The organism is Prolixibacter sp. SD074, assembly GCF_009617895.1.
GTDB lineage: Bacteria > Bacteroidota > Bacteroidia > Bacteroidales > Prolixibacteraceae > Prolixibacter.
The window spans coordinates 3,214,131-3,240,983 of record NZ_BLAW01000001.1 but is presented as its reverse complement, the minus strand read 5'-3'; the positions used below and the strand labels follow the sequence as shown (position 1 = coordinate 3,240,983).

Sequence of the window (26,853 nt, the reverse complement as noted above, 5' to 3'; positions counted from 1 at the left end):
TGTGGCAAGAAAACAAACCTGACGGAATGCACAAACGAATTTACCTTCTCCTCCTTTTACTGGTTACCGGAATTACACATGCCCAGGTGCCGCTGTACCACTGGCGTTCACATCTTTCGTTCAACGATGTGATGGCCGTGGCCGAAGCGGGCGGGAAAATTTTCGCTGCTACCACACAGGGACTTTTTAGTTATAACCAAAGCGATAACAGTGTGGAGGCCTTCACCCGCGTGGAAGGTTTGTCGGACGCCGGCATTTCGGCCATCGGCTGGTCGGACGGAGCAGGCGTGCTGGTTATCGGATACTCCAACGGCAACATCGATTTACTGGAGGGAGAGAATGTGCACAACATTTCTGCTATCAAGCGGAAGACGAACCTTACACGGAAATCTATCAACCAAATCGTCACCGATGGCAACGATGCTTATCTCAGCTGCGGATTCGGCATCGTGAAACTGAACGTGGAGAAACGGGAAATCAGCGAAACGTGGTTGATTGGAAATGGCGGCGCTTCGGTGATGGTAAACGCGTTGGCCATCGATGACCAATATTACTGGGCAGCCACCGCCAACGGAATTTACCGGGCCCGAAAAGACGAACCCAACCTGCAGGATTACGCCAACTGGGAACAGCAAACCACGGTTCCGGGAGCCACCGACGACTTTACTTCCATCGCTTCTTTTCAGAACGAACTGTATGCTTTCGATAATACAGCAAAACAACTATATCGGTGGAACAGAAATTACTGGCAAACAGCTTTAACCGGCGTTAACGACTGTCTGAACCTGACCGGCAACAACAATCGGTTGGTCATTACCCGAAGTGAATCGGTGGATGTATACAACGGCTCTTCGCTTTCGTCCATCACTACCTACAGCCCTGAAATTGTGCAGTGGCAAACCATATCTCCCACCGGTGCTTTCGCCGGGAATGACGGGAGCCTCTGGATTGGCGACAGCAAATTCGGCATGATTGAACGAACCGCGGGTGGCAGTTTTCAGCAAATCATTCCCGATGGCCCGGCTGATAACCTGGGGGCATCACTCTCGTCCGGCGACGGGACCGTTTTTGCCGCCACTGGTTCCAAAAGCGGCGATGTTTTCGTGCCCGCTGAAGTTCATCTTTTAAGTAATGGCGAATGGCACACGGTTAACGCAAATACTTCCACGAATCTCGACAATGTAAACGATTTGGTCCGCGTGGCTTCCGTACCCGGAAACCCCGATAGGTTTTACGGTGCTTCGTGGGGAAAAGGGTTGATTGCCTTCGAAAATCTGCAGGCAACTGCACATTACGATGCGCCTAACTCGCCTTTGGAAGCGTATGGCGAAAACCTGTGCTGGATTGGCGGCCTGTCGTTCGACCGGAATAACAATCTCTGGATGACCAATGCTTTGGTCGAACATCAGGTGAAGGTGCTGAAAGAAGATGGCAGCTGGGCCAGCCTGAAATACCCGGGACTGGAAAGCACCGACAATTTTGTGGGCGATATTCTGGCTACAAAATCAGGCATCAAGTGGGCCATCATCACCAACGTGGGACTGTTTGCTTTCGATGACAATCGCACTATTGAGGACCAGACCGATGACAAATACCGGAAGCTGACGGTGAAAAGCGTTTTCTCAAACAACGAAACCACCATTACCAAACTCTATTCCAACATCCAGTGCATGGACGAAGACCAGGACGGCGCCTTGTGGGTGGGAACCGGAAAAGGCGTGGTGGAATATTACAATCCCGGTAAGGTTTTCGACACGTCCGACTTTTACGGCATCCAGCCCGGTGTTGATTTGGGCGACGGCCTCTATCACCCGCTGCTGGGAAAAGAAGTGGTCACCTCGATTGCCGTGGATGGCGGCAACCGCAAATGGTTCGGAACAAAAAACTCCGGGGCCTTTCTCTTCTCGGATGACGGGCAAACACTCATTCGTCAGTTTAATACCGATAATTCACCGCTTCTCTCCAACAATATCAAGTCGATAACCATCAATGCGAAAAACGGTGAAGTGTTCTTTGCCACCGATTATGGCATCCAGTCGTACATGAGTGATGCCTCGGGCGGCAATCAAACGTTTGCCAACGTATACGTGTTTCCCAATCCGGTCAGGGAAACCTACCACGGCGACATTACCATCGACGGCCTGATGGAGCAGTCGACCGTGAAAATAACGGACATTGCCGGGAACCTGGTTTTTCAGACCACTTCGAATGGTGGCCGGGCTATCTGGAACGGAAAAGATTCGTACGGACGTCGGGTGAACACCGGTGTTTACCTGGTCTTCTGCTCCGACCAAAACGGCGACCAGAGTTTTGTGGCCAAACTGCTTTTTATCCGGTAAACCATGCAACAAAAAACTCGCGCCATCGTCCTGCATTACCTTCGCTATGGCGAAACCAGTATGATTGTCACGCTGTACACCGAAGCGTTTGGCCGAATGTCGTTCATGATGCAGGGCATACACGGAAAGAAGTCGCGCAGCAAAGCCAACCTGTTGCAGCCGCTCTTTTTGCTCGACATGGAAGTATCGTACAAGCCGGGACGGGAGTTACAACGGGTGAAAGAGATGCGAAACACTCTCCCTTATACCACCATTCCTTTCGAAATCGGGAAATCCACGCAAGCCATGTTCCTGGCGGAAATCCTGTACAAAGTGTTGCGGGAAGAGGAACCTCGTCCGGAACTTTTTGAATTCCTGTTTCATTCGGTACAATATCTCGATTTAGCTACGGAAGGGACCGCCAATTTTCACCTGGTTTTTTTGCTACAGCTTGCCCGTTACCTGGGATTTGGTCCACGGGACAATTATTCAGGCGAAAAGCCCTATTTCGACCTTCGCAACGGTGTGTTTGTGACCATGCCCCCTCCCCATCCCGACTACCTGATGAAAGAGGAAAGCCGGATATTTGCGAAGTTGATTCACGTTAACTTCGATTCCCTCGCAACACTGAAGCTCGATCACAAACTGCGGGACCGCTACCTGGAGGCCTTGCTGAATTATTTCAGTTTGCATCTTGAAACTACCATCCACATTAAATCCCTGTCGATCCTGCGGGAATTATTTTTGTAGGACAAAGTTGCCACAAGCGTTTTCTCTTCCCGAAAAATCAAGTAAATTGTAGGTGGAAAAAGGCTGTTGTGCCAGCCAAATAATTACTACTTTTGACCTCCATCTTCTAAAATAATCTATGGTTTCATCAAAATTGCCAACAACAAGAAGAAGTATCATTGCGACGATGACCGAATTGGCCAAAAAACATCATGCAATTGACCTGGCCCTGTCGGTTTCTGATCTACCCAGCCCCGAACCCCTCGTTGATCTGATGCATAAGTACGTATCGGAAGGATATAACAACTATGCGCCCATGGAAGGGATTGAGCCGCTGCGACAAGTGATCGTCAACCGCATTAAGCAATTGCATCAAAAAGAATATAATCCGAATAGCGAAATCACCATTACCGCCGGTTCTACACAAGCCATGGCAACCACTATCAGCGCCTTTATTAAAGAAGGTGAGGAAGTGCTGGTATTCGAGCCCGTTTCGGAATCGTACATCTCGGCGATCGAGCTGAATGGCGGACGTCCGGTTTACGTTAACCTGAAAAATCCCGATTTTCACATCGACTGGGATGATGTGAAGAAGCTGATGAATGCCAAAACCCGGATGATCATCATCAACAACCCGCAGAACCCCACCGGACGGGTGATGAACGAAGAGGACATCAACCAGTTGAAAAGGCTGACCAATGGAACGCGAATTGTAATTCTCGCCAACGAGATTTTCGAGCACATTGTCTTCGACGAAGAGAAACACCGCAGTATGTCGTCGGTACCCGAACTGGCCGAACGCAGCCTGGTGGTTTCGTCCTTCGGACCGGTGTATAAAATCAGTGGCTGGGGAATCGCCTATGTGGTCGGCCCGGAAAAACTAATGAACGAGTTCCGGAATATTCAAATGTTCCAGGGCTACAGCGTCAACACGCCCGGACAGTATGCGCTGGCCGAATTTCTGCAGAAAGACAATAAATATGAAGAGATTGCCGATTTCTACCAGGGATGCCGAAACTATTTCAACCGCCTGATGAATGAAAGCAATTTTGACGTGATTCCAGCTGCCGGCACCTATTACCAGGTAATCGATTACAGTAAAATATCGGACGAAACCGATGTGGAATTTGCCATACGGCTGGTCAGGGAATACGGTGTTTCCGTGTTGCCGCTCTCGGCTTTTCAGCACGAGAAAACCAAGTCGCGGATGTTGCGCATTTGCTTTGCCCGCAACAACGACGTGCTGGAAGAAGCAGCCAAACGTTTGTGCGCGGTTCCGGTGTTGGATCCGGACAGGTAATTGCCAACAGCCCGGCTTGTCGGTAACTGATTTTTATCTATTTTTGCACTGCCCGATCGCAGTGTTTTTTTATGGCCCCATAGTTCAAGGGATAGAACGACAGTTTCCTAAACTGTAGATCCAGGTTCGAGTCCTGGTGAGGCTACCAGAGAGCAGTATATTTATACTGCTCTCCCTATTTTCAGGGCGTTTACAAAGATTCAGCGTTCTGGATTTACCGCAAAAAGATTTTTACCGCAAAATTACCGTAAAAAAATGAGCATCATTACTACCCTGGGGAAGGTCAAGAATGACGGAACGGCACCTGTTTACATGGTCGTTTACGTGAATGGGGAGCGTGTCCAGTTTCACACAAAAGTATTTTGTGAGCCCGGCCGGTTCGTTGTGGAAAAAGGAGCGGTGAAAGGTTCGAGCAAGGCGGCAAAGGACCAAAACCTAATAATTGAGAACAGCCGGAACCGGTTGAATGAAATATTTGTCCGGTACCGGTTGCAAAATAAGGCCCTCACCCCTACACTGGTTAAAAATGAGTACAAAAACCCATCATTGCGCGTTGATTTTCACGCCTTCATGACGGAGGCCATAAAGGAACGGAAAGGAGAAAGCGCACCGCGGACCATTGCCCGCGACCAGGTATTCAACGCCGAATAAAAGAATTTCGCAAGGAAATAGCGTTCTCCGAGATTGACGCCGAATTTATTGAATTGTTCCGCCGCTGGTTGAAACAGAAATACCACAACGAAACAAATACCTTGCACAAGCAATTAAAGATTTTCCGGCTTTACCTGAACATCGCCAAGCGGAAGGGCATCATCAAAGAAAATCCTTTTGTGTCTATTCGCGTGAAGAAGCAGAAAATGGATCGGGTATTTCTGGAAGAAAACGAGCTGCAAGAGTTATGGAAGAGTTACCAGGAAGGAAAGTACACCGACAGCCCGTCCAAACATACCGTTTTACGGCACTTCCTGTTTATGTGCTTCACTGGGATGGATTACCACAGTGTTCGCGAATCGGCCCAGTTTGATAATCTATTTGGTGAAACGCTGGTTTTTGTACGGGAAAAAACCATGTCCCGGAAAAAGGAAACAACGAAAATTCCGCTCAATCGGGTAGATGGTCAGTGAGATAATTTTACTATCTCACTGATACACCTCCCACACCACCGTACGTACCGTTCGGTATACGGCGGTTCTTTAATCACACTCTTACTTGCTTATAATAATCGGTAAGGAAAATATAACCTGCCTGTTGTAAACGGGCGTTGGTTATACTTCTGGAGAGAATGGGACTCTTGGCCGTCCGCCAATATGACTTTCGGGTATTGGCAAATTCCCAGGCTTTGTATTTATTAATACCCAACTTAATGAGATTACGCCATTTCGTCTTTATCTTCTTCCACTGTTTCCAGGTTACCATTCGCAACCTTCGGCGGTACCATGCATCAACCCGTTCCATTAGTTTCAGCATATCAGCATATTTGTAATAATTTAGCCACCCTTTAATAAAGGATGATAATTTACTTTTACGCTTTTCATTTCCCCAACCGTTGCTCCTGCTGGTAAGCTCTTTTAATTTTGCTTTCAGTTTTACAACACTTTGGGGATGAATGCGAAACCGGATTTCTCCCTTGATTTGATAAAAGGAATATCCCAGAAACCTGATGCGGTTAAAGTAGGCAACCGAGGTTTTATCCCTGTTCACTTTCAGAAAAAGATGGTCTTCAATGAACTTAATTACGCTGTTCATTATCCGCTCTCCTGCCCTCTTGCTCTTACACAAAATGACTAAATCATCGGCGTAGCGAACAAACTTGTGCCCCCGCTTATGAAGCTCTTTATCAAGTTCATTTAGCATGATGTTGCCCAGCAACGGACTTAACGGCCCACCCTGTGGAACGCCTGATTCCGTTCTCTCGAATTTATGGTTCACTACAACACCTGCATTCAGGTATTTGTGTACCAGTGAGATTACACGGCCATCTTTTACTGTTCGTGACAGTATTTCTATCAGTTTGCTGTGGCTGACCGTATCGAAGAACTTTGCCATATCCATGTCGATAGCGTATTTATATCCTTCTGATATATAACGCTTGCATCGGAATAAAGCTTTGTGCGTACTTCGTTTAGGCCGGAAACCAAAGCTGTTGTCAGAAAACTGCCGCTCGTAAACTGGTGATAAAATTTGATGTATCGCTTGTTGAATAACCCTGTCAACTACTGTCGGAATACCCAATGGACGCTTTGAGTGGGCATCTTTAGGTATCTCAAGCCTGCTGCCATGCACGGCACACCAAAAAAAGCCCACCGGGGAGGTGAGCTTTGAAGTATGGAATGAGGATTTATTTTTTAAATGCTTTTAATCAGATTTAATGGATGAAGTAAAAGAGCAGGCCAAAAAAGAACACCGACCTATAAATAATTTTATTGAGGTCGTTTTGATTCGATATTTAGAAGAGATTAAGAAAAAAGAAAACCCCGGCGATTGACCGGGGTTTTTATAGGGAATGATTGAGGATAATATTTTACTTCTTTAGTTTTCTCATGATAACCTTTCTGGGAACCTTTTTTCCTGTTCTGGCTTGTTTCAGTAGGTTGTAAAGCCAGTTATCGACACGAGGCATTTTATGCGTACTCATTTTATCCCGAAGTTTTTAAGAATCTCATTAATCTGTTTGTTACCAAGGGTAGAAAGTTCGCTCTTGTCGTACATTGCTACCAGGTAAACCGTATTATTTTCGGCCGACACAATAATTTCATGATAAGAAATAATACGCATCCCCCCGCTTTTCCCTCTTCCTTTCGATTTAACTGCTAACCGTGCTTTGTACAAACCGCCTCCGATCGACGTTCCCTGTGGTCCGTTCTTTTCGGTTTTTTCAATAAAAACTTTCAGTTCGCTTTTCAGGCTTTTGTATTTCTTCACAAGCCGCTTAGCGTCATGTTTAAAATTATCTAATACAATTACATCAGTCATAATTCCGATAAAAATTTTCTGGCGGAGGTTCCCTTCCTTTTTCCTTTCAGTACATCGCCTAACTCTGAAAGCCCTTTGGTAACACTTTCGGTGGCCGGTGATTTTTCTACAACAGTAGCATGGCCGGTATTTTTCAGATATTCCAGCAGTGCTTTCCCCGCTTTTGTTCGTTCGTTAATAATTACGGTTGCCATAACATTGTCTTTTTTACTTTCACAGCAAAGTTACAAACTTTATGCCTTAATCATTCATCGTCAATTACAATAGCCAGCGTTTCAACCAGAAACTTTACTTGTGGAGGTAACAGGATCTTTTGCCTTCGGTGGTAACCCAGCTTTTTCAATTCCGGGTAATACCGAACATTTAACCAGGTGCGCATCGTGGTCATGGAAACATTACATAAGCCGGCCAGCTGGCTTTTTGTCAGGCATTCGAAACGGTTGTTTTGCTGGTTAGAATCCAAATTGGTGCTTAATTCGTTGCATTAAACTGGTTACAGGGTGATGCGTTGCGGTTGTTCCGGAACACTGTTGTTTGTAGTTCCGGACTTTTTTTTTGTGCTTTTTCCGGTTGCGGCTTTTCGGCATAGTTCCGGGTTTTTAAAATCAGGGTTTAATTATTTCGTAGTAATGAATATCCTTTTCAGCATTGCGGTTTACCCGCTGTTGGGCTTCCGCTACCTGGTCATAATTCAGGATGACGTTTTTCCTCCGATAAACATTATCCTTTGTCATGAACAGGATGAATTCAGAAACATTGGTAAACGCGGCTGGCGGAACGTCTGTAAATCCATGGCCGACCATAATAATGTCACTCATTTTTTGCCGGCGGCGGATGTACAGCCGTTTCAGTTCCTTACTTGTGACATTGGTCAGGTAGGCGCGGCAGTCATCGAATACAATCAGGCCGTCGAACCAGAATGCGTTGATTTTTGCCAGTATGCTTTCATCTTCCCATATAAATCGGTGGGCTTTTCCAGCAATGTCTCAGGGAGGTCGTTCCACTCCGCAAAGTCGGGGGTTATCACCAGTACCTTTCCGCCGCGTTTCACTTCCGATTCTACAAACTTCCGGGTCAGTGTAGTTTTCCCGGTCCCGTTGAATCCTAGCAGGATAATTTGTTTAGCTGGCCTTGCCATCGTCCGATAAGTTTTTCACCTGGTTTTCGAGTTCCTTCACTTCCTTTTGCTTTGTCAGCTCCTTAATTTGCAGTTCCAGTTCGGCGGTCCGTTTCCGCTCGGCTTCGAGTTGTATGTCAGCATCGGCGGCGGGTTGGTTTTGCTTGCGTACCTGGGCGGCAATGGCCTTAATGTCGCGGGTGGATAATACGAACGGGAAAAAGAGTTCGGTTTCCTGCTTGGTTGTGTAGCGGTAAAACATATCGATAATTGATTCCTGAACAAGCTGTTGCTCTTCGGGAGAAAGCCGGGCGGTAAAAATCGGCTTTATAAAAAATTCTTTTTCACTCATAATGTGACTGTTTACGATTTGTACACAAGTTTACAAAACCATGTTAACAGCCTATACATAAATGCAATAGATGAAATAATTGCATGTTTTCGACAGAATTGCAATACAAAATGTTTACAAAAAAACCCCGGCAGGGGATGGACGGGGCGCGAGAGTTAATCTAACTAAACCAATAATAAAACAGACCAATTAATCAAACAGCAGCTGTTTCCTGATTTTGAAGTAGACACAATTCGAACTACCTCAATTCCCCCACTCTTTCCCAAACATTCCCTCCCCGTTGAGTGTTAGAAAACTACTGGCAGGCTCGCATTGCGTGTCGGCCGCCGACTCATCCGACCGAGCCATACATCGAGTTTCACAACTATAAAATACCTGTTAGTATGAAGTCTGAATCACCATATCGATTCGAAAAAGAATTGAAAACCGCCAAAGGCTCCTTCCGGTATTTCAGTTTGCCCGAACTGGAAGCCAAAGGACATAACATTTCTCACCTGCCGTTTTCCATCCGCATTTTGCTGGAGAACGCCCTTCGCAATTATGACGATTTTGCCGTTACCGGCGAGCACATCGAGACGCTGCTCAACTGGAAGCCGGCACCTTCCGATAAAGACATTCCCTACAAACCCGCCCGCGTGCTGATGCAGGATTTTACCGGCGTTCCGGCCGTGGTCGACATTGCTTCGCTGCGCGCCGAACTGGCCCGGAAAGGAAAAAACCCGGACAAACTGAACCCGCAAATTCCGGTCGACCTGATCATCGACCACTCGGTACAGGTCGATTATTTCGGTACCGAATATTCCTACCGGAGAAACGTGGAAGTGGAGTACGAACGCAATAGCGAGCGCTACCAGTTCCTGAAATGGGCGCAAAAGGCATTCAAAAACTTCAGCGTGGTACCGCCCGGCATGGGCATTTGCCACCAGGTGAACCTGGAATACCTCGCCCAGGGCGTCATCGAGCGCGAGGGAAGGGTTTTCCCCGACACGCTGGTAGGAACAGACAGCCACACCCCGATGGTGAACGGAATCGGCGTGGTGGGCTGGGGTGTCGGCGGTATCGAAGCCGAAGCAGCGCTGCTGGGACAACCCATCTATTTCATCATGCCGGAAGTGATCGGACTGAAACTTACCGGCCAGTTGCCGCCCGGGACCACCGCTACCGATATGGTGCTGACCATCACACAGCTGCTGCGCAACTACGGCGTGGTGGGAAAATTCGTGGAAGTGTTCGGTCCCGGCCTCGACCATCTCACCGTCCCCGACCGGGCTACCATCAGTAACATGTCGCCGGAGTTCGGCTGCACCGTCAGCTACTTCCCTATCGACGGGCAAACGCTCGATTACATGCGAAAAACCAACCGTCCGGCGGAACAGGTGCAGCTGGTAGAAGATTACTGCAAGGCCAACATGCTGTGGCGAACCGGCAACGAGGAGATCACCTACACCGATGTGCTGGAACTCGACCTCTCAACCGTCGAGCCAACCGTTGCCGGCCCGAAACGGCCGCAAGACAAGATTTTACTGCGCGGGTTCAAGCCGAAGTTTGTCGACCTGTTGCAGGAAAGCTTTGGCCGCAAATACATCGAGCCGGATGACCGCGAAATCGTGCGTTGGTCGGCAGAAGGGGGCAGCCAGCCCGTGCACACCTATGCTGGCGGTCAGCGCGAAGTGGAAGTGGAAAGCCGGAATGACAAAGGCCTGAAGATGGTGCAGATAACGCTGGGACAGGAAAAATTCCAACTCTCGGATGGTTCGGTGGTGATTGCAGCCATCACCTCCTGTACCAACACGTCCAACCCTTCGGTGATGATTGGCGCCGGGCTGGTTGCCCGCAAAGCCCGCAGGCTGGGAATGACCTCCCGTCCGTGGGTAAAAACATCGTTGGCGCCCGGCTCTAAGGTGGTCACCGATTACCTCGAAAGAGCCGGTCTCCTCTCCGACCTCGAAGCGCTGCGCTTCCACCTGGTGGGCTATGGTTGTACTTCCTGTATCGGAAACTCCGGTCCGCTCCCGCCGCACATCGCAAAAGCGGTTGAGGATAACGAACTGATTGTTTCTTCTGTCCTTTCGGGAAACCGGAATTTCGAAGCCCGCGTCCACCCACAGGTGAAAATGAACTTCCTGATGTCGCCCATGCTGGTGGTCGCTTTTGCCATTGCCGGCCGCGTGGACATCGACCTGAACAACGAACCGCTAGGCTACGACACCAATCAGCAACCAGTTTACCTGAAGGATATCTGGCCGTCGCCGGAAGAGATTTACGAAACCATGCAAAACGTGCTTTCCACCGACGATTTCCGCAAGGATTACAGCACGATTACCGACGGGAACGAAATATGGCAAAAATTGCAGGCACCCGACGAACAGCTATATTCGTGGGAAAAAACCTCCACTTACATCAAGGAAGCACCGTTCTTTACCCATCTTCCGGAAGAACCGGAAAAGCTTCAGGAAATTGAAGGTGCCCGGGTGCTGCTCTCACTGGGCGACAGCGTTACTACCGACCACATTTCACCGGCCGGTTCGTTCAAAGCCGATTCGCCTGCCGGGAAATATCTTACCGAACGAAATGTTGAACAGAAGAATTTCAACTCATACGGCTCGCGCCGGGGAAACGATGAGGTGATGGTACGCGGAACGTTTGCCAATGTGCGGATCAAGAACAAGCTGGCCAAAAAGGAAGGTGGTTTTACGACCTATCTGCCTTCCGGCGAAGAGATGCCGGTGTACGATGCCGCCATGAAATATCACGACGAGGGTACGCCGTTGATGGTTCTGGCCGGGAAAGAGTACGGTAGTGGTTCGTCTCGTGACTGGGCCGCCAAAGGAACCTCACTGCTCGGCATCAAAGCAGTGCTGGCCGAAAGTTACGAGCGCATCCACCGCAGCAACCTGATTGGCATGGGCGTGCTGCCGCTGCAGTTCACAGAGGGCGAAAACGCCGCATCGCTTGCCCTGACCGGAAAAGAAATTTTCAGTGTGAAAGGCATCAGCGATGACATGAAACCGCTGAAGGAACTGGATGTGGAAGCACAAAAAGAAAATGGGGAAACGGTTCATTTCAAAGCGTTGGCCCGGCTCGATTCGAAAATCGAAATCGAGTATTACCGCCACGGCGGCATTTTGCAATACGTACTGCGGCAATACCTCAGCGAAGGATAATCATTTTGCTTACAAATAATGACAGAACGGAGTATTCGGGAAACCAGCACCCCGTTTTTTTTTCGGGCTAACCGGGTAAAACGACCGTGAATGTACTGCCCATTCCGGGAATGGAATGGAATGAGAGGGTTCCGCTGTGCCGGTGCACAATCTGCCGCGAAAGGGCCAGCCCGATGCCGCTACCTCCCTGCCGGGTGGTGAAGAACGGGACGAAGACCTGGTCGGCATACTCTTCGGAAATGCCCACGCCATTGTCGGCTACCACAATGCGGGATTCCTGTTCGCCTTTTTGCACGCTCAGGTTGATCTCGGCATTTTCCACTACCGAAACCGCCTCCACTGCATTTTTCAGCAGGTTGATCACCACCTGCGAAATCAGTTTATCATCAGCCGTGAATTCCGTGATTCCGTTCGATACGTTGACGTGGAACTGAATGTTCCGCTGCTGCATCTCCTGGTGGTACAAAATACGAAAACGCGACAGCCAGTCCTCGATGGCGATGGGTTTCAGCACCGGTTCAGGAATTTTATACAACTTCCGGTAACGCTCCACGAACGACATCATCAGGTCGCCCTGTTCCTCGATGGCGCCAGCACTGTTCCGGATGCGCCCGATATCGATTCCTGATTGGGTACAGACGTCCGAAACTTCTTCGGGCAGCGAACGTCCAATGGATTGTGCCAGTGAAGTAATGGGGGCAATGGAGTTCATGATTTCGTGCGACATGATGCGGAAAAGCTTTTGCCACGATTCCACTTCGCGCTCTTCCAGCTCTGCTTTGATGTTTTGTAATGCCAGCAAGTGATAATGCTTCTCGCCGAAAATGAACTCGGTGGCGCGGAGCTGCAATAATACCACCTGCCCATTGACGGTGAATTTATAGAGCAAGGGCTTGCCGGGCTTCAGTCGCTGAAGCTTCTGGTAAAAGCTGGGTACACGGTGTTCAAGCGTTTTCACGGAAGTAAGATGATGTAAATCGAGCAGCTGCAACACTGCCGAATTGGCGATGATGACTTTCCCCTGCTCGTCGTAAGCCAGCAAACCGGTTCCTGAATGGCCAATCAGTTCTTCGTAAAACTGCTCCTGGAAACGGTTGTGTACCCGCTCTTTCCGAATAGCACCGCGCAACCGTAGCAACGACTGTTTTAATTCGTCAAATCCCGGTGGGGCACTGTTCCTTTCAAGGTTTAATGACGAATCTTCGTTGAGCATCCCTTCAAAAAACAGGCTCAAATCGCGGTTGGTTTTCCCGAGGAAACGGTACAAACGGGCTGTGACGATTATAAAAGCAAACAACAACAATCCACTCCAAAGGTACCAGCTGGCAAACCACATAAAAGCGGCGAGAATGGCCAACACGCCCATCAACAGGATAAAGCCCGTCAGTTTCCGGTTGAATCGGTTATAGCCCATATTTCTTCACTTTGTTGTACAGCGTTTGCCGCGTGATACCCAGACGTGTGGCCGCCGAACTCATGTTTCCACTGCTCTCTTCGAGCGCCTGTTCAATCATGCTGCGCTCCATTTCTTCCAACGTAGTGGGCGCTTCATCCTGTTCGATGACCGGACGAAAATGAAAATCTTCGGGTTGCAGCACTTCACCATCGGCCAAAATAACTGCCTTTTCAATGGCATGCCGCAACTCCCTGACGTTTCCCGGCCACGAATAACGACGGAACTTTTCCCGCGCCATTCCCGAAAGGATGAGATGCTGCTTATGGTATTTTTCTCCGTAAAACTGCAAAAAATGTTTGGCCAGCAACACGATGTCCTCCTCCCGCTCGCGCAACGGTGGCGCCTCGATACGGATGGTGTTGATGCGGAAAAGTAAATCCTCCCTGAATTTCCCTTCTTCCACCATGGCCTCCAGGTTACAGTTCGTAGCGCAAATCAAACGAATGTCTACCGAAACGGGGCGGTTGGCTCCTACCGGGACAACCTGCCGATTTTCCAAAACTGCCAGCAATTTCGCCTGCAATGGCAACGATAGGTTCCCGATTTCGTCGAGGAAAAGGGTTCCGCCGTTAGCAATAATAACTTTTCCTTCACGATCGGCACGCGCATCGGTAAAAGCGCCCTTCACATGGCCAAACAGTTCGCTCTCGAACAGCGTTTCGCTGATAGCGCCCATGTCGACACTCACCAACGGTTTATCTGCCCGCTCCGAGTGCCGGTGAATGGCTTGTGCAATCAACTCTTTGCCGGTACCGTTTTCGCCGGTGATTAGTACATTGGCTTTCGTAGGCGCCACTTTTTCGATCAACCGGAAAACATATTTCATCGCGCTGGATTGCCCGAGCAACTCCACATTTTCCTCCTTGTGATCGCTCTTTTCTGTATTACCTGCCGACTTTCCCAGTTTTTCCTGCGACTGCCGTACCCGGACAGCCGACTTCAGGGTTTCGATCAACCGGTTATTGTCCCAGGGTTTCAGCACAAAATCCGAGGCTCCCATCTTCAGGGCCTTCACGGCAAGGTTTACATCCCCAAACGCCGTGATCATCACGACAGGAATATCCGGCTTCATCTTTCTGATTTCGTTCAACCAGTAAATTCCTTCATTTCCGGTATTCACCCCGGCCACAAAATTCATGTCCAGCAGAATCACGTCAACCGAATTGGTCTGCAGGAAAAATGGCAACCGATTGGGGTTGGAGAGTGTCGAAACCGAATTGAATTCCGGCTGAAGCACCAGTTCCAGGGCACGTAATACCGTTCGGTTGTCGTCGACGATCAAGATATTTCCGGAAGTCATAGGCACAATTTGATAATCAAAGATAAGCTGCCAATTCCCGACAATCAAGGGGTTGTAAAAACATTTGTCGAACTTGTCAAGAAACTTGACATTTCGGATAGTATTCCCGCAGAGCGTATATGCTTATTTATTTGAATACGTATCCATTACATCTGTTGGCACAGAATTGGTAAAAGAGATGTACGAAGCCGGAAAAGTGTATGCGAAAGCGCCGAAACAAAGCTTTTTCCGGAAAGAAAAATACAAAGAGCTTAATTCAGATTTATAAACACAAGTCGGTAAAGACTTTCTAATTTTTGAGTTCTTATGTCTGGGATGGATCGCCAAATAGAGCAAAAGAAAGGATTAAAGAAGAAGCATTTCTGGATGATTGGAGGAGGACTGGTCTTCCTCGTTTTTCTGATGTCGTTGGTTTTTGGAAATCACGAATCAACCATTCGGGCCGAACGGGATAAAGTTTCCGTCAGTCCGGTTACCGATGGCCTTTTCAACGACTACATCCGGGTTATCGGGACCGTGGAGCCCATTCGTTTTATTTACCTGGATGCAACCGAAGGCGGGCGTGTGGAAGAGATTATCAATGACGAAGGTGCCATGGTGAAAAAGGGAGATATCATCCTGAAGTTATCCAATCCCGATTTGAAACTGAATATTTTGACCGCTGAAGCGCGCTTGGCCGAACAAATTAACTTCCTCAGAAACACCCGAATCCAGATGGAGCAGGATAAACTATCCCTGCAACGCAGTATCCTGGAGATGGACTACGATATTCTGAAAAAGAAAAGGAAGTTCACCCAAAATCAACGCTTCTTCAAGAAAGATATGATTTCGGAAGATGATTATCTGGCATCGAAAGAAGATTATGAATATTCCATAAAAACCCGCAAAATCCTGGGCGAACGGCAAAAGACCGATTCTGCTTTCCGTGCGGTTCAGGTCAAGCAAATGGAATACAACCTCGACCGGATGAAAACCAACCTCGACCTGGTGAAAGAGCGCATGGATAATCTGGATGTGAAGGCTCCGATTGACGGGCAAATTGGTTTGCTTGATGCCGAAATCGGGCAGTCTATTCCGCAGGCGGGCCGCATCGGTCAGGTGAACGATTTGAGTGCGTTCAAAGTAACCACCCAGGTTGACGAGCACTACATTGACCGGGTTAAAAAAGGCTTGAAGGCCTCGTTTACCCGACAGGATAAAGCCTATGATATGACCGTGAAGAAGGTTTATCCGGAAGTTCGCAACGGGACCTTCAAAATTGATATGGTTTTCGATAACGAGGTGCCGAAAAATATTCGCTCGGGACAGACCTATCACGTAGAACTGCAACTGGGGCAAGCGCAAAAATCGGTTCTGATTCCGCGTGGGGGATTCTTCCAGTCGACAGGTGGCCAGTGGATTTTCGTCCTGAGCAAAGACGGTAGCGAAGCCACGCGGCGCAACATCCGGATTGGACGGCAAAACCCGCAGTACTACGAAGTGCTGGAAGGACTGGAACCGGGCGAACAGGTGATTACTTCAGGGTACGACACCTTTGGAGATAACCAATGGGTGGTTTTTAAATAAACCTGTGAGATAAAGCATATCACAATCTATCAAACGAAATACTGGAACAACGATGATATTTAAAGGACTTAAAATTGCGCTGAAAAGCCTGTTAAAGCAGAAACTGACGACCTTGCTCAACATTTTAGGCCTTACGCTGGCTTTCTTTGGTTTCCTGCTCATCATGATTTACCTGCAACATGAACTGAGCTACGATAAATTCAACAAGAATTACAACCGTATATACCTGTTGACCGCCAAAATAGACCAGGGAAAGCGTCAGGCTACGCTCCCGGCATTACTGAAAAAAGAAATCGGTAATTCCATTCCCGAGGTAGAAGCCGTCACCGTATTTCATCAATTGCCCAACCTAAACAATGTTCACCGCACTGATAAACCTGAAAACAATTACCTGGCAACACCTATTTTCGCCAGCAAGGAAGTTTTCAGCACATTCACGTTCCCATTGCTTCAGGGAAACCCGGAAACAGCATTGAGCAAACCCCTTACTGCTGTCATATCCCAGTCGCTCGCCCACAAAATATTTGGCGGCGAGAACCCGGTTGGTAAGCAGATTGTGTACATACGGGGAAGAACCCCGTTCACCATTACTGGTGTGATGAAGGACATTCCGTCCAATTCGTCTGTTAAGACTGATTGCTTCTTTTCGATGGCTACCGAAACGGAAAATCCGAACAGCGGTGCCAATTTGGCTTCGGAATATAGCTATGTGTTGTTTTTTCTGTTAAAGCAAGGTGCCAACCCCGATGAAACCGCCCAAACAATTGAAGCCAATGCGGGAAGTATGACAAAGGACTTCAACGCTTTCAAAAAGAGTGTTCATTGGGATAGACTACTTTATCTAAAACCACTCAAGGATATTCACCTCAACAGTGACGGAAGCACCGACTTCCTCAACTCTATTAATCCCCTGTTCTTGAAAATATTCGGGTCGGTAGCTTTTTTGATTTTGCTCATGGCCTTTGTCAATTATATCAACCTGATTTCCGTTCAGGCCGGCAAGCGGATTCACCAATTGGGAATTCAACGGGCATTGGGGGCGACACGCTTCCAGGTACAGTTACAAATCATTTTCGAAGCCATTGCTCTCGCTTTGATAGCTTTCTTGCTGGCGACTATAGCGGTTGAACTACTGGGAACCGATATGCAGGATATTCTTCCTTACCAGGATTTGTCCATGATGAACAACGCCGATTTATTCCTGCTTCCAACCGGCCTGGCCATCCTGTTCGGTTTCTTTGCCGGTCTGTATCCGGCATACCTCCTCTCATCGGCCGAACCGGCCAAAATCCTGCATGGGGAAGTTCAGTTTTCCGGTAACGGAAAATTCCTGAGAGGAACATTGACCACGTTACAGCTGGTCATTTCCACTGCGCTCATTATTGGAGCTTTCACCATTCACCGGCAGCTGAATTTCTGGAAAAACTTCGATACCGGTTTATCTCCCAACAACGTAGTTTACCTGCAGGCCAATGGCTCCATCACCCGGCATGGCCGGGCTTTCGCCGAAGAATTAATGAAGGATCAACAAATTACCAATTATACGTACACAGGCTTTGTTCCCGGACAGGTACAAATGTCATGGGGGCGCGACATAGGCGATCAGCATGTCACACTCTGGGCCTGGCCGGTTGATGAACGGTTCCTCGGTTTCTTTCACATCAAAATCGATAAGGGCCGTGCCTTCTCTCAAAATATAGCTGCAGACCGGAATGATTTAATCGTGAACGAAAAAGCGGTGCAGAACTTTGGATGGAAAAATCCGCTGGATGTATCTTTCCCGGCATTGGGTGGTGATGGCCATGTGATTGGTGTAGCCAAAAACGTTACGTTCTCTTCCTTGCGGGAGGAATTACAACCCATGGCCTTCTGGCTGACCGATAATCCGGGATGGCAACAGTATATCCTCTTGAAAGTACAGCCCGGAAACCTGACACAAACAGAGCAATACATAAAAGATACCTGGTCGAAATTTTCGTCAGCACCGGCACCATCCATCAAATTTCTCGATCAGAAATATGAAGCATTGTACAGCCGTGAAAACAAGCTGGCCAACTTCATTCAATTTGGGACACTTATGTCACTGCTGATTGCTCTGATTGGTATCATCGGCCTGGTGACTTACCTGACACAAAAGCGTTCGAAAGAAATTGCCCTGCGCAAAACCAACGGAGCTTCGACCCTGCAGATACTTATTCTATTGAATCAAAGCTTTATTCGATGGATTGGCATTGCAGTGATGATAGCTGTTCCTTTGGCCTGGTATTTCATGAACCAATGGTTGCAAAACTTTGCGTACCGGACTAACCTGCCCTGGTGGGTATTTTTTAGCGCTGCCATGATTGTCCTTAGTATTTGCCTGACGGTCATTAACTATTTCAGTTATAGAGCAGCCAATACCAACCCGGTTGACAGTTTACGAAATGAATAATTCTGATTAAATTTTCACAAAATATATCGACTACAAAATCTTAGCATCATGATACAAACTGAAAATCTGACCAAAGTTTTCCAAACCGAAGAGGTGGAAACAACGGCCCTGAATGAGGTCAACTTCAACGTAAAGAAAGGCGAATTTGTGGCCATTATGGGCCCTTCGGGTTGCGGCAAATCAACGTTACTGAACATTGTCGGGTTGCTCGATAATCCTTCGGCAGGCACCTATCTGTTCGACGGTGTGGAAGTTTCGAAAATGCGGGAACGGGATCGTACCCGGCTGCGTAAAGGAAACATTGGCTTTGTCTTCCAAAGTTTTAACCTGATTGACGAGCTAACGGTTTTCGAAAATGTTGAAATGCCACTCATTTACCTGAAGATGAAAGCTTCGGAACGCAAAGAGCGTGTTGAGAAAATTCTGGGACGGATGAAAATCAGTCACCGGCGGAAGCACTTTCCACGGCAATTATCAGGAGGTCAGCAGCAGCGTGTGGCCATTGCGCGGGCTGTGGCAGCCAATCCGGGCCTCATCCTTGCCGATGAGCCCACCGGTAACCTCGACTCCAATAACGGGTTGGAAGTAATGAACCTGCTGTCGGAACTGAATGAAGAGGGAACCACCATTGTGATGGTGACCCACTCGCAGCACGACGCCGATTTTGCCCATCGCATCATCAACCTGTTCGACGGTCAGATTATTACCGAAAAGCATAACCGATAAGTTCTTTTTCATCCATAAGACGAACTACCGAGGATGGTGCAGCTTCCATTGAGATTTTGCCCATCCTGTTTCCTGTTTTTCAATTAGCCTTAACGTGGAACAGCCAGAGCAGAGAGAAATCGTGAAGAGGGAAAGCTGAACATAAAACCTTGTCCCATGAAACAACTTCGTTACACCTTCCGCATATTAAAACGAAATCCACTATTACTTTTCGTTACCCTTCCCGGCCTGGCATTCGGACTGGCGGCCTTTCTGCTGCTCTCGGTTTATATCCGCCATGAACTAAGCTACGACCAGCAATTCCCGACCAAAGACCGGGTTGTCCGACTAATCAACCACGTCGCAGAGAAGCAATCAACAGAGAATTATCCGATAAGTCTTCGTAAGGCCTATACCGAAATTCCCGCAAAGGTACCCGGCATTGAAGCAGCCACGCAATTGTATCGCGGCTGGGATGTCAATGTCGATACCAAAACACAGCGGTTTGAAAAGAAAGAACTGCTGTACGCCGATCCGGGGTTCTTTCAGGTTTTCGGATTAAACCTCCTTACCGGAAACTCAAAAACGGCTCTTCGCGATATCAATACCGTTGTACTTACAGCACAAATGGCCAATCAACTCTTCGGAACGACCGATTGCACCGGGGAAGCCATTTCCATTTCCGACCAACCATTCACGGTCACCGGGATTATTCGCAAACTGCCCTCTACCACACATTTTCAATTCGATTTGCTGGCTTCCATGTCTTCCGTCCATCCTGAAGAGTTCGGCGGGCTCAATTTCTTCACCTACTTTCTGTTGAATCCCCACGCCAATCGCTCGCAAACCCTGGTGCAAATCAACCGGGTCAATGCAGAACTGATGAAGCCGTGGGCCGATACTTACAGCTTAAAAGTTACTTCGGGTACTGAGCCACTCACCCGGATTCACCTGCACACCAAAGCAGATTACGATTTTTCGGAAAAAGGAAGTATGGGCCGTATATTCCTCATTGCCGGTTTGGCCTTTTTCATTCTCCTGATCGCAACGATCAATTACATCAACCTGTATGTCCTTCACGGAGAGAAAAGAATTAAAGAAATTGCTTCACGCAAAGCGTTGGGCGCAGATAAGTGGACGCTGGCCAAACTGTTTTATACCGAAACGGGAGTCATCAGTTTTGTTGCGTTATTCCTGGCTGTCTGGATAACCGAAATGGCCCGACCGTGGTTTGCCCACCTGATGCAACGCACCCTACCTGCTTCCGAATTGTTCTCTCCTGCCGGGATTCTCATTGTATTAGGCTTTCTTGTTTTGCTGGTGTTAATTAGTGGCGCTTACCCTTCCTTTCACTTGTCAGGCGTTAATCTGGTTACCGGCTTAAAAGGTCAGCGCGACAACAAACGCAAGAAAAGTCCCTTGTCAATCGCATCGGTGGTTGTGCAGTTTTCTGTAGCTATTTTCCTGATTACCTCGTTGGTGGTTATTCGTTCCCAGATTCATTATCTGAAAGATATTCCGTTAGGTTTCAATGTTTCCCATGTCATCGAAATTTCCGGACTGAATAAGGATACCAAAGCTCACAGACACGCCATAAAAGATGAGCTCAGCAAACTTCCGTTTGTCGAGAGTGCTGCAGCCTCTGTGCACAACATGGGAGGAGGTACCAGTGGTCAGGGACTAAAGTTGTATGCCGATGCATCGGGCAACCTTAAGCCTATTAATGAACTTCGAATTCACCCCGGATTCGGGAAAACAATGCAATTGCAGCTCCTTCAAGGCCGGTTCTTTGACGATCGGTTTGACGATCGTCAGGCGGTGATTTTAAACGAAGCCGCTGTAAAAATGCTGGGGTTGAAAAATCCTATCGGAAAACTGGTCACCATGTACAAAGACCCGATGAAGATTATCGGAGTCGTTAACAATTTCTACTATGACTACGGCAGCAGCAAAAAAATTGCCCCGTTGATGCTGACCAATTACAGCGATAACGTGAACTGCCTTTATCTCAGGGTTCCGGGCCAATTTACCAAAGCCGACCAAAAACAGGTGGCATCAATCTTCAAGCAATACGACCTCAACTTTATTTTCAACTCGTACGAAATAACCAACCGGTACAATGCGAAATTTGCCAATGAAGAACGGGTGGTGCGATTGGTATCAGCCGGAACCTTGCTCGCCATCATCATCAGTTTCATGGGCATTATGGCGCTGTCGATTTTTACCACTGCCCGCCGGACCAAGGAAATTGGCGTCCGCAAAGTGATGGGAAGTTCGGTACGGGAAATATTGCAGCTGTTGCTTCTCGACATGCTCATCTGGGTAGTTGCTGCCATGCTGGTGGCTTTTGCGGCTGACTATTTCGCACTGAACACCTGGCTCAGCAATTACGCCAACCGCGTTTCGTTGCATCCGGGCTACTTCATTTTTAGCGGTCTGTTCGCCCTACTGGTGGCCACCGTTGCCGTTGGCTGGCAAAGCTGGAAAGCTGCCACCCGCAACCCGGCAGATGCCCTTCGATACGAATAAAACACGAACGCATTAAACATACATTATCATGATCAGCCTGAAAAAAATTTACAAGTATTACGACAACAAATACGAACGGACCTACATCCTGAAAAAGCTGAACGACGAAGGCATGACCATCATCCAGGTGACGCACAACCAGGAGTTTGCTCAATACGGGAAACGCATTATCCGGCTGGTTGACGGAGAAGTGGAAGAAGAGATAATAAGAAACTAAGCACCTGTAAACTTGCCACCTATACTGGAGAACTTGTGCTAAACCTTTAACTAAACGATGCTACGAAATTACCTCCTGGCGGCTATCCGCCATCTGCTGAAAAACAAACTATTCACGGCCACCAACATCCTCGGCTTGGCCATCGGAATGACGGTTTCGCTGCTGATACTGAACTACGTGAATTTCGAGTTCAGCTATGATAACATGCACCACAACGCCAACCGCATTTACCGGGTAGAATCGCGCTTTTTCGAGGGCTCAACCATGACCGACGACTGCGAGGGCGCTGGACCGTGCCCGGGAAGTGAGTGTCCGCAAAGTTTCGGGCGCTTCGAAAATACATATCATCATTCAGTTTCTGATGGAATCGTTACTGGTGAATGGTGTCGCTCTCGTTCTGGCCATTGGTGTCATGCGGGTTTCGGTTGGAGGGTTTAATCAACTCACCGGAAAGAATATTCCGTTCCAACTGTGGAAAGATTCCACGTTTTGGGTTCCCATCGTACTGGTATTCCTGTCCGATCAGCATTTTGGTTCCGTATTCGGCTTTTTCTCGGCTTTAGCCGTATTCATCGCCTGCCTGGGATTATGGGCGCTGGCTATGTATTCGGGAGTAACCCGCAGAAAGGAAATTGGCGTGCGGAAAGTAAATGGCGCTTCGGCCGGTTCCATCATGTCGATGCTCAATGCCGATATCCTGAAATGGGTGATTTCAGCGTTTATTATCGGTGTTCCCACGGTACCTCATGCACAAATGGCTCGAAAATTTCGCATGGAAAACCGCTTTAAGCTGGTGGATTTTTGCTTCGGCAGCTCTGTTCACACTCGTTATTGCCGTTGCTGCGGTAACCTGGCAAAGTTATAAAGCCGCTAATCGTAACCCGGTGGAGGTGCTGAAAGAAGAATAAAACCAAAAGGATTTTTAACTGATAAATGCTGCATTGGGGCGGCTGATGTTGCCCATACCAATGCCATAACCTGTTCAAGGCCCGGGGTGGAAGCTTTTCTACCCCGGGCTTTCCTTTTCAGGCATACTATCATCCCTCACATTGTTACCTTCTGTTATATCAGTTTGAATTATAATTATTACTCTATTCATATTATATATATGATTTTACTTTTATTATATATTTAATTTGATTAATATTATATATATAATATGATCTAATTAGATAGAAGGAGAAGCGATGGCAATTACGTATGCTTTATATCCGAATCCGGTAATAACAGGAAAGAAAACCTTCAGGGCTCTCATCAAAAATCGCCGGAAGTATAATCTGGAAGACATCGAGAGAAATATGATTCAGCGGCATTCCGGTATTTCTCCGGGCGCTATTCAAGCAGTACTGGCACTTTTTATGGAAGAAGTAGAGAATGTACTGGCCGAAGGAGGGGTTGTATCTACTCCTCTTTTTCATGCACAGTGCAGCATAAAAGGCAATTTTGACGGACCGGCAGACATCTTCTCAAGCCAACGTCATACCATTAACGTAAAAATCAGGCCGGGAAGCCAACTGAAAGAAGTACCTAAAAAGGTACATACCCACAAAGTCTCCCCTGGTCATCCAGGCCCCGAACCCGATCAATTTACCGATGCCAGCAGCGGCATCATCAACGGGAAAGCCACCACGGGGGGACCGGCGATTATCCGGGGACGATACCTGCAATTCGATGCAGACTCTCCGGATGAAGGAATTTTTTTCAAGGGTGAGGGTAATCGCAGTTATCGGGTGGAAACGGTTTACCGAAACAGCTTCTCCCAACTGCTTTTTCTTATTCCGAAAGGGCTTGCGGTTGGTGAATACAGCATTGAGGTACGAAGCCGGATGAAAACCCGTTCATTACGCACCGGGGCGCTAGGTTCGGTGATTATTGCAGGCGAACCAACCAGTTGAAACCCGCAGGCACCAGACCGACCGGGAATAAGCGGGAACCTGCCGGAAACGGGTGAAAGTGACCCGTTAACAGGTTCATTCACGCGTTACCGACATGCAAAATTAATCCTTTAGCAGGAAGTTGAAATTGTCTTCACTACTTAGTTCGAGTGGTTTCTGGTCCTTTTTGAAAATCCTGGCCATGAGGTTTCCAATCAGCGAAAGCTTACCGTCATCGTACTTCAGCATGGTTCCTTCGCGTAAGCCCACCACATAGGTATCGGGATTTACTTCCAGGAACTCTTCGATGCGCTGCTCGCGGGTTTCACCGGCATGCCCATCCGGATTTTTATCCTGGTAATGCGGGTTGATCTGGAAAGGGACCAGCTTCAGACAATCGAATCCCAGCGGATCGATAATGGGCATATCGTTGGTGGTACGCAGTGTGGGACAAGCCACGTTCGAGCCGGCGCTCCATCCAATGTAGGGCATTCCGTTCGCTACTCGTTTAGCAATGGGGTTCATCAGGTTGTTATCGTGCAACATGCGCACCAGCTGCCAGGTGTTTCCGCCGCCCACCACAATGGCTTCGGCCTCTTCCACCGCTTTTACCGGGTCGTCGTAATGATGAATTCCACGCACGTGATGCCCGATTTCGGCAAAACGTTGCCCTGCTTTCGCTTCGTAATCATCGAATGAAAACGTAACCGCCGCATAAGGAATAAACAGTGCTTTTACGGGTTTATCGCCAAGAAATTTTTTGATTTCATGTTTAGGGTAATCGAGATATGGCTCACCGGCCATCGTCGAATTACTGATGAGTAAAAGTTGCATAGCTTTATTAATTCGATTTATGTTTTTCCGGTTGCAATTAAGTCAAATTCAGGGAATGGAAAAAGAAAGAACTTCAGGAACATTGTCAATTTCTTCCGGGGAAACCGCGCTTAAAAACTCACCAATGTCATGCCTGCAGAGAAAGGATAAAGTACCGGGCCATGGCCGTCTTTGAAAAACGGGACCGGCGAATATTCGGCAAATACGTTGAACCAACGGTATCCCATACGAACGGTGTAACTGTAACGAAAATCATTCAGGTACAATTCATCACGGAACTTCACTTTTTTACCGATACCATCCTGATGGTATTTCAGTATGGTATGGCTACCCAACTTATAACCAAACACCACACCTCCCGAAATCCAGAAGCGTCGCTGAAAATGCCCGATGGGTACCTGAAATTCCAACAACAGCGGAATTCTTCCATAGAACGTACTGAGTTTGGATTTATGCATTTCCTCGTAACCGGGATAGACGGGCTGAATAACACCGTTTGCATCTGTTTCAATGGTCAATTCCGGATTAAAACGATAATCGTCGAAGCATAATCCCAAACCAGTAACCAGGCCAATGGCATCGTGATAACGCTGCAGGCTAATGCTTTTTTGCCAAAAGTTCACCTGGTAGGAGAACGAACGCCAGATTTTCAGGTTCATGAACCCGTCCTGCGAAGGCGGATAAGCTGAATAGTCCTTTTGCAGAAATAAATTAACCCCCAGGTGAAAACCGCTCCAGTGACCTGAAAAATCACGGTCCCAGAAACTTTTGTACTCATCCTGGTGCCCCATAAAATCATTTATGGAGACAGCGTGGTGACGTTTGGCCGGCACAATGGTTATGGTATCGTTTTGTTGTGCCCAAACCATCTGTGAGAACAACAGGATAGCTATTGTGAATATCAGGTATTTTCTAGTCATGGACCGAGGTTTGTACAAATTTAACCGAAAAAGCAGCAGAAAAAAAATGAGCCGGACGTAATCCGGCCCAAGCATTGTGTTGTTTTTATGTTATTTCATTACCAGTTTATCAGCCCCAATCCAATGGTGAAGGGATACATTTCCGGTCCGCGTCCACTTTCGTAGAACGGCGTAAAGTAATAGGTGGCAAACAGGTTAATTCCCTTGTAACCGATTCGGGCAGTTGCCCCGTACCGGAAAGGTGAGATATTAAAGTCATCCCGGTTTTTGTCCTTTGTTCCGCTGTGCTTTACTTTGGTGTGCGACCCCAGTCTCAGCCCACCGATAACCCCACCGGAAAAATAGGCTCGCTTATACGATTTATTAATCGGAATCTGGAATTCAAACATCAACGGAGCCTGCAAATACAACGTATTCAGTTTGGTTTTCTGCAGATTATCGTAGGTCAGATAAACCGGTGCCGTTGTTCCATTGTCATTGGTAATGCTATTCTTGTTAGAAAACCGGTAATCGTTCCAGTTCAAACCCAGTCCGGTGACCAATCCAATGGTGTTATGTTCCTTCTGCAATCCAATGCTGTATCGCAGGAAGTTGATATTGACCTCGTACGATTTGTTGTGATTCAGGTCCATCCAGTTGGCATCCGGGAAACCGGCATAGGTGGCATTGGCAAAAGAGTTCACTCCCATTTCGAAGAAGGCCCAGTGCCCTTTGAATTTAGGCCGGTGACCGGTCCATTTTTCAAATTCGTCATCGTCCAACGTATTGAAATCAACAGAGGAACCGTGCCAACCATCAGCAATGACAATCGTCTTACGTCCCATCCGAATCTTCACCGTGTCGTTATCAAATGAACTGACATCCACCGAATTGTCGCCAACATGGACATTGGTTTTGCCCATTCCATCGACTACCGTAACGGCATTCTTCCCCAGCACTTTTACCCGCACCGTATCTTGTGCCATCATATACTGAGTGCTGAATATGATCAGCATAAAGCTTAGAAGTGTTCTACCAAACATAGCTTTTTGTTTTTGTTTGTGGGTAGGACGAACCGTTACCGGAATT

25 protein-coding genes, 1 tRNA gene and 1 pseudogene are annotated in these 26,853 nt (G+C 47.8%); 15 read left to right on the top strand and 12 right to left on the bottom strand.

Translation table 11 applies throughout. The annotated features are described in order from the left end of the window. The first annotated feature begins 26 nt into the window (after positions 1 to 26). The 6 genes from GJU82_RS13920 to GJU82_RS13895 all read left to right on the top strand — a co-directional run bounded on the left by GJU82_RS13920 (position 27) and on the right by GJU82_RS13895 (position 5,471). Positions 27 to 2,339, top strand: a complete 2,313-nt coding sequence (locus GJU82_RS13920; protein ID WP_153632706.1) for a hypothetical protein — start codon at positions 27 to 29, stop codon at positions 2,337 to 2,339. 3 nt (positions 2,340 to 2,342) lie between these two features. Beyond that, positions 2,343 to 3,068: a DNA repair protein RecO gene (gene recO / locus GJU82_RS13915; protein WP_153632705.1), complete on the top strand. Its 726-nt coding sequence runs from the start codon at positions 2,343 to 2,345 to the stop codon at positions 3,066 to 3,068. 118 nt (positions 3,069 to 3,186) lie between these two features. Further along, entirely contained in the window at positions 3,187 to 4,347 is a 1,161-nt protein-coding gene (locus tag GJU82_RS13910) for a methionine aminotransferase (RefSeq protein WP_153632704.1), read from the top strand. Positions 4,348 to 4,420: 73 nt separating this feature from the next. Continuing rightward, a tRNA-Arg gene (locus tag GJU82_RS13905) sits at positions 4,421 to 4,495 on the top strand. Positions 4,496 to 4,602: 107 nt separating this feature from the next. After that, a complete protein-coding gene (locus GJU82_RS13900; RefSeq protein WP_153632703.1) occupies positions 4,603 to 4,998 on the top strand; it encodes an Arm DNA-binding domain-containing protein in 396 nt (131 codons plus the stop codon). Further along, on the top strand, positions 4,983 to 5,471 hold the full coding sequence (locus GJU82_RS13895; protein ID WP_194831106.1) for a site-specific integrase: 489 nt from the start codon (positions 4,983 to 4,985) through the stop codon (positions 5,469 to 5,471). The genes GJU82_RS13900 and GJU82_RS13895 overlap by 16 nt, the downstream gene beginning before the upstream one ends. Positions 5,472 to 5,544: 73 nt before the next feature. On the opposite strand, the gene ltrA is transcribed toward GJU82_RS13895, so the two are convergent. The 7 genes from ltrA to GJU82_RS13860 form a co-directional block, all read right to left on the bottom strand. Next, positions 5,545 to 6,630 (bottom strand): group II intron reverse transcriptase/maturase, encoded by a 1,086-nt coding sequence (ltrA, locus tag GJU82_RS13890; protein WP_228488790.1) that lies wholly within the window; start codon positions 6,628 to 6,630, stop codon positions 5,545 to 5,547. Between the two features lie 348 nt (positions 6,631 to 6,978). Then, on the bottom strand, positions 6,979 to 7,320 hold the full coding sequence (locus GJU82_RS13885; RefSeq protein WP_153632700.1) for a type II toxin-antitoxin system RelE/ParE family toxin: 342 nt from the start codon (positions 7,318 to 7,320) through the stop codon (positions 6,979 to 6,981). Then, entirely contained in the window at positions 7,317 to 7,514 is a 198-nt protein-coding gene (locus GJU82_RS13880) for a hypothetical protein (RefSeq protein ID WP_153632699.1), read from the bottom strand. The genes GJU82_RS13885 and GJU82_RS13880 overlap by 4 nt, the downstream gene beginning before the upstream one ends. Positions 7,515 to 7,564: 50 nt before the next feature. After that, the gene (locus tag GJU82_RS13875) at positions 7,565 to 7,783 is read right to left on the bottom strand and encodes a hypothetical protein (RefSeq protein ID WP_153632698.1); all 219 of its coding nucleotides are present in this window, start codon (positions 7,781 to 7,783) and stop codon (positions 7,565 to 7,567) included. A gap of 142 nt (positions 7,784 to 7,925) precedes the next feature. Then, positions 7,926 to 8,138, bottom strand: coding sequence for a hypothetical protein (locus GJU82_RS13870; RefSeq protein WP_153632697.1), 213 nt, complete (start codon positions 8,136 to 8,138; stop codon positions 7,926 to 7,928). Positions 8,139 to 8,221: 83 nt separating this feature from the next. Then, on the bottom strand, positions 8,222 to 8,458 hold the full coding sequence (locus GJU82_RS13865; RefSeq protein WP_153632696.1) for a GTP-binding protein: 237 nt from the start codon (positions 8,456 to 8,458) through the stop codon (positions 8,222 to 8,224). Beyond that, on the bottom strand, positions 8,442 to 8,789 hold the full coding sequence (locus GJU82_RS13860; RefSeq protein WP_153632695.1) for a hypothetical protein: 348 nt from the start codon (positions 8,787 to 8,789) through the stop codon (positions 8,442 to 8,444). The genes GJU82_RS13865 and GJU82_RS13860 overlap by 17 nt, the downstream gene beginning before the upstream one ends. 383 nt (positions 8,790 to 9,172) lie before the next feature. Between GJU82_RS13860 and acnA the strand changes: the two genes are divergently transcribed. Then, positions 9,173 to 11,953 (top strand): aconitate hydratase AcnA, encoded by a 2,781-nt coding sequence (gene acnA, locus GJU82_RS13855; protein WP_153632694.1) that lies wholly within the window; start codon positions 9,173 to 9,175, stop codon positions 11,951 to 11,953. A gap of 67 nt (positions 11,954 to 12,020) precedes the next feature. Here the strand turns inward: acnA and GJU82_RS13850 are convergent, their stop codons facing one another. Both GJU82_RS13850 and GJU82_RS13845 read right to left on the bottom strand, forming a co-directional pair. After that, on the bottom strand, positions 12,021 to 13,367 hold the full coding sequence (locus tag GJU82_RS13850; protein ID WP_153632693.1) for a PAS domain-containing sensor histidine kinase: 1,347 nt from the start codon (positions 13,365 to 13,367) through the stop codon (positions 12,021 to 12,023). Continuing rightward, a complete protein-coding gene (locus GJU82_RS13845) occupies positions 13,357 to 14,709 on the bottom strand; it encodes a sigma-54 dependent transcriptional regulator (protein WP_153632692.1) in 1,353 nt (450 codons plus the stop codon). Before GJU82_RS13845 ends, GJU82_RS13850 begins: the two co-directional genes overlap by 11 nt. Before the next feature lie 306 nt (positions 14,710 to 15,015). Here GJU82_RS13845 and GJU82_RS13840 point away from each other — a divergent pair, with 306 nt between their 5' ends. The 8 genes and pseudogenes from GJU82_RS13840 to GJU82_RS13810 all read left to right on the top strand — a co-directional run bounded on the left by GJU82_RS13840 (position 15,016) and on the right by GJU82_RS13810 (position 24,052). After that, positions 15,016 to 16,275, top strand: coding sequence for an efflux RND transporter periplasmic adaptor subunit (locus tag GJU82_RS13840; protein ID WP_228488708.1), 1,260 nt, complete (start codon positions 15,016 to 15,018; stop codon positions 16,273 to 16,275). Positions 16,276 to 16,327: 52 nt separating this feature from the next. After that, positions 16,328 to 18,670, top strand: a pseudogene (locus tag GJU82_RS13835) (ABC transporter permease); the annotation flags it as partial. Between the two features lie 84 nt (positions 18,671 to 18,754). Further along, positions 18,755 to 19,432, top strand: coding sequence for an ABC transporter ATP-binding protein (locus tag GJU82_RS13830; RefSeq protein ID WP_153632690.1), 678 nt, complete (start codon positions 18,755 to 18,757; stop codon positions 19,430 to 19,432). A 156-nt stretch (positions 19,433 to 19,588) separates the two neighbouring features. Next, positions 19,589 to 21,940, top strand: coding sequence for an ABC transporter permease (locus GJU82_RS13825; protein WP_153632689.1), 2,352 nt, complete (start codon positions 19,589 to 19,591; stop codon positions 21,938 to 21,940). 28 nt (positions 21,941 to 21,968) lie between these two features. Further along, positions 21,969 to 22,157 carry a hypothetical protein gene (locus tag GJU82_RS13820; protein WP_153632688.1) on the top strand — a complete coding sequence of 63 codons (189 nt, stop codon included), beginning with the start codon at positions 21,969 to 21,971 and terminating at the stop codon, positions 22,155 to 22,157. A 57-nt stretch (positions 22,158 to 22,214) separates the two neighbouring features. Beyond that, a complete protein-coding gene (locus tag GJU82_RS17570) occupies positions 22,215 to 22,595 on the top strand; it encodes a hypothetical protein (protein ID WP_228488707.1) in 381 nt (126 codons plus the stop codon). After that, complete coding sequence (locus tag GJU82_RS13815) at positions 22,495 to 23,022, top strand: FtsX-like permease family protein (protein ID WP_308788843.1); 528 nt, start codon at positions 22,495 to 22,497, stop codon at positions 23,020 to 23,022. The genes GJU82_RS17570 and GJU82_RS13815 overlap by 101 nt, the downstream gene beginning before the upstream one ends. A 322-nt stretch (positions 23,023 to 23,344) precedes the next feature. Further along, complete coding sequence (locus GJU82_RS13810) at positions 23,345 to 24,052, top strand: DNA-binding domain-containing protein (protein ID WP_153632686.1); 708 nt, start codon at positions 23,345 to 23,347, stop codon at positions 24,050 to 24,052. A gap of 102 nt (positions 24,053 to 24,154) precedes the next feature. Here the strand turns inward: GJU82_RS13810 and pepE are convergent, their stop codons facing one another. The 3 genes from pepE to GJU82_RS13795 all read right to left on the bottom strand — a co-directional run bounded on the left by pepE (position 24,155) and on the right by GJU82_RS13795 (position 26,807). Next, a complete protein-coding gene (gene pepE / locus GJU82_RS13805) occupies positions 24,155 to 24,865 on the bottom strand; it encodes a dipeptidase PepE (protein ID WP_153632685.1) in 711 nt (236 codons plus the stop codon). Positions 24,866 to 24,975: 110 nt separating this feature from the next. Beyond that, on the bottom strand, positions 24,976 to 25,785 hold the full coding sequence (locus GJU82_RS13800; RefSeq protein WP_153632684.1) for a hypothetical protein: 810 nt from the start codon (positions 25,783 to 25,785) through the stop codon (positions 24,976 to 24,978). 98 nt (positions 25,786 to 25,883) lie between these two features. Next, entirely contained in the window at positions 25,884 to 26,807 is a 924-nt protein-coding gene (locus GJU82_RS13795) for an outer membrane beta-barrel protein (protein WP_153632683.1), read from the bottom strand. Between the last annotated feature and the right edge of the window lie 46 nt (positions 26,808 to 26,853).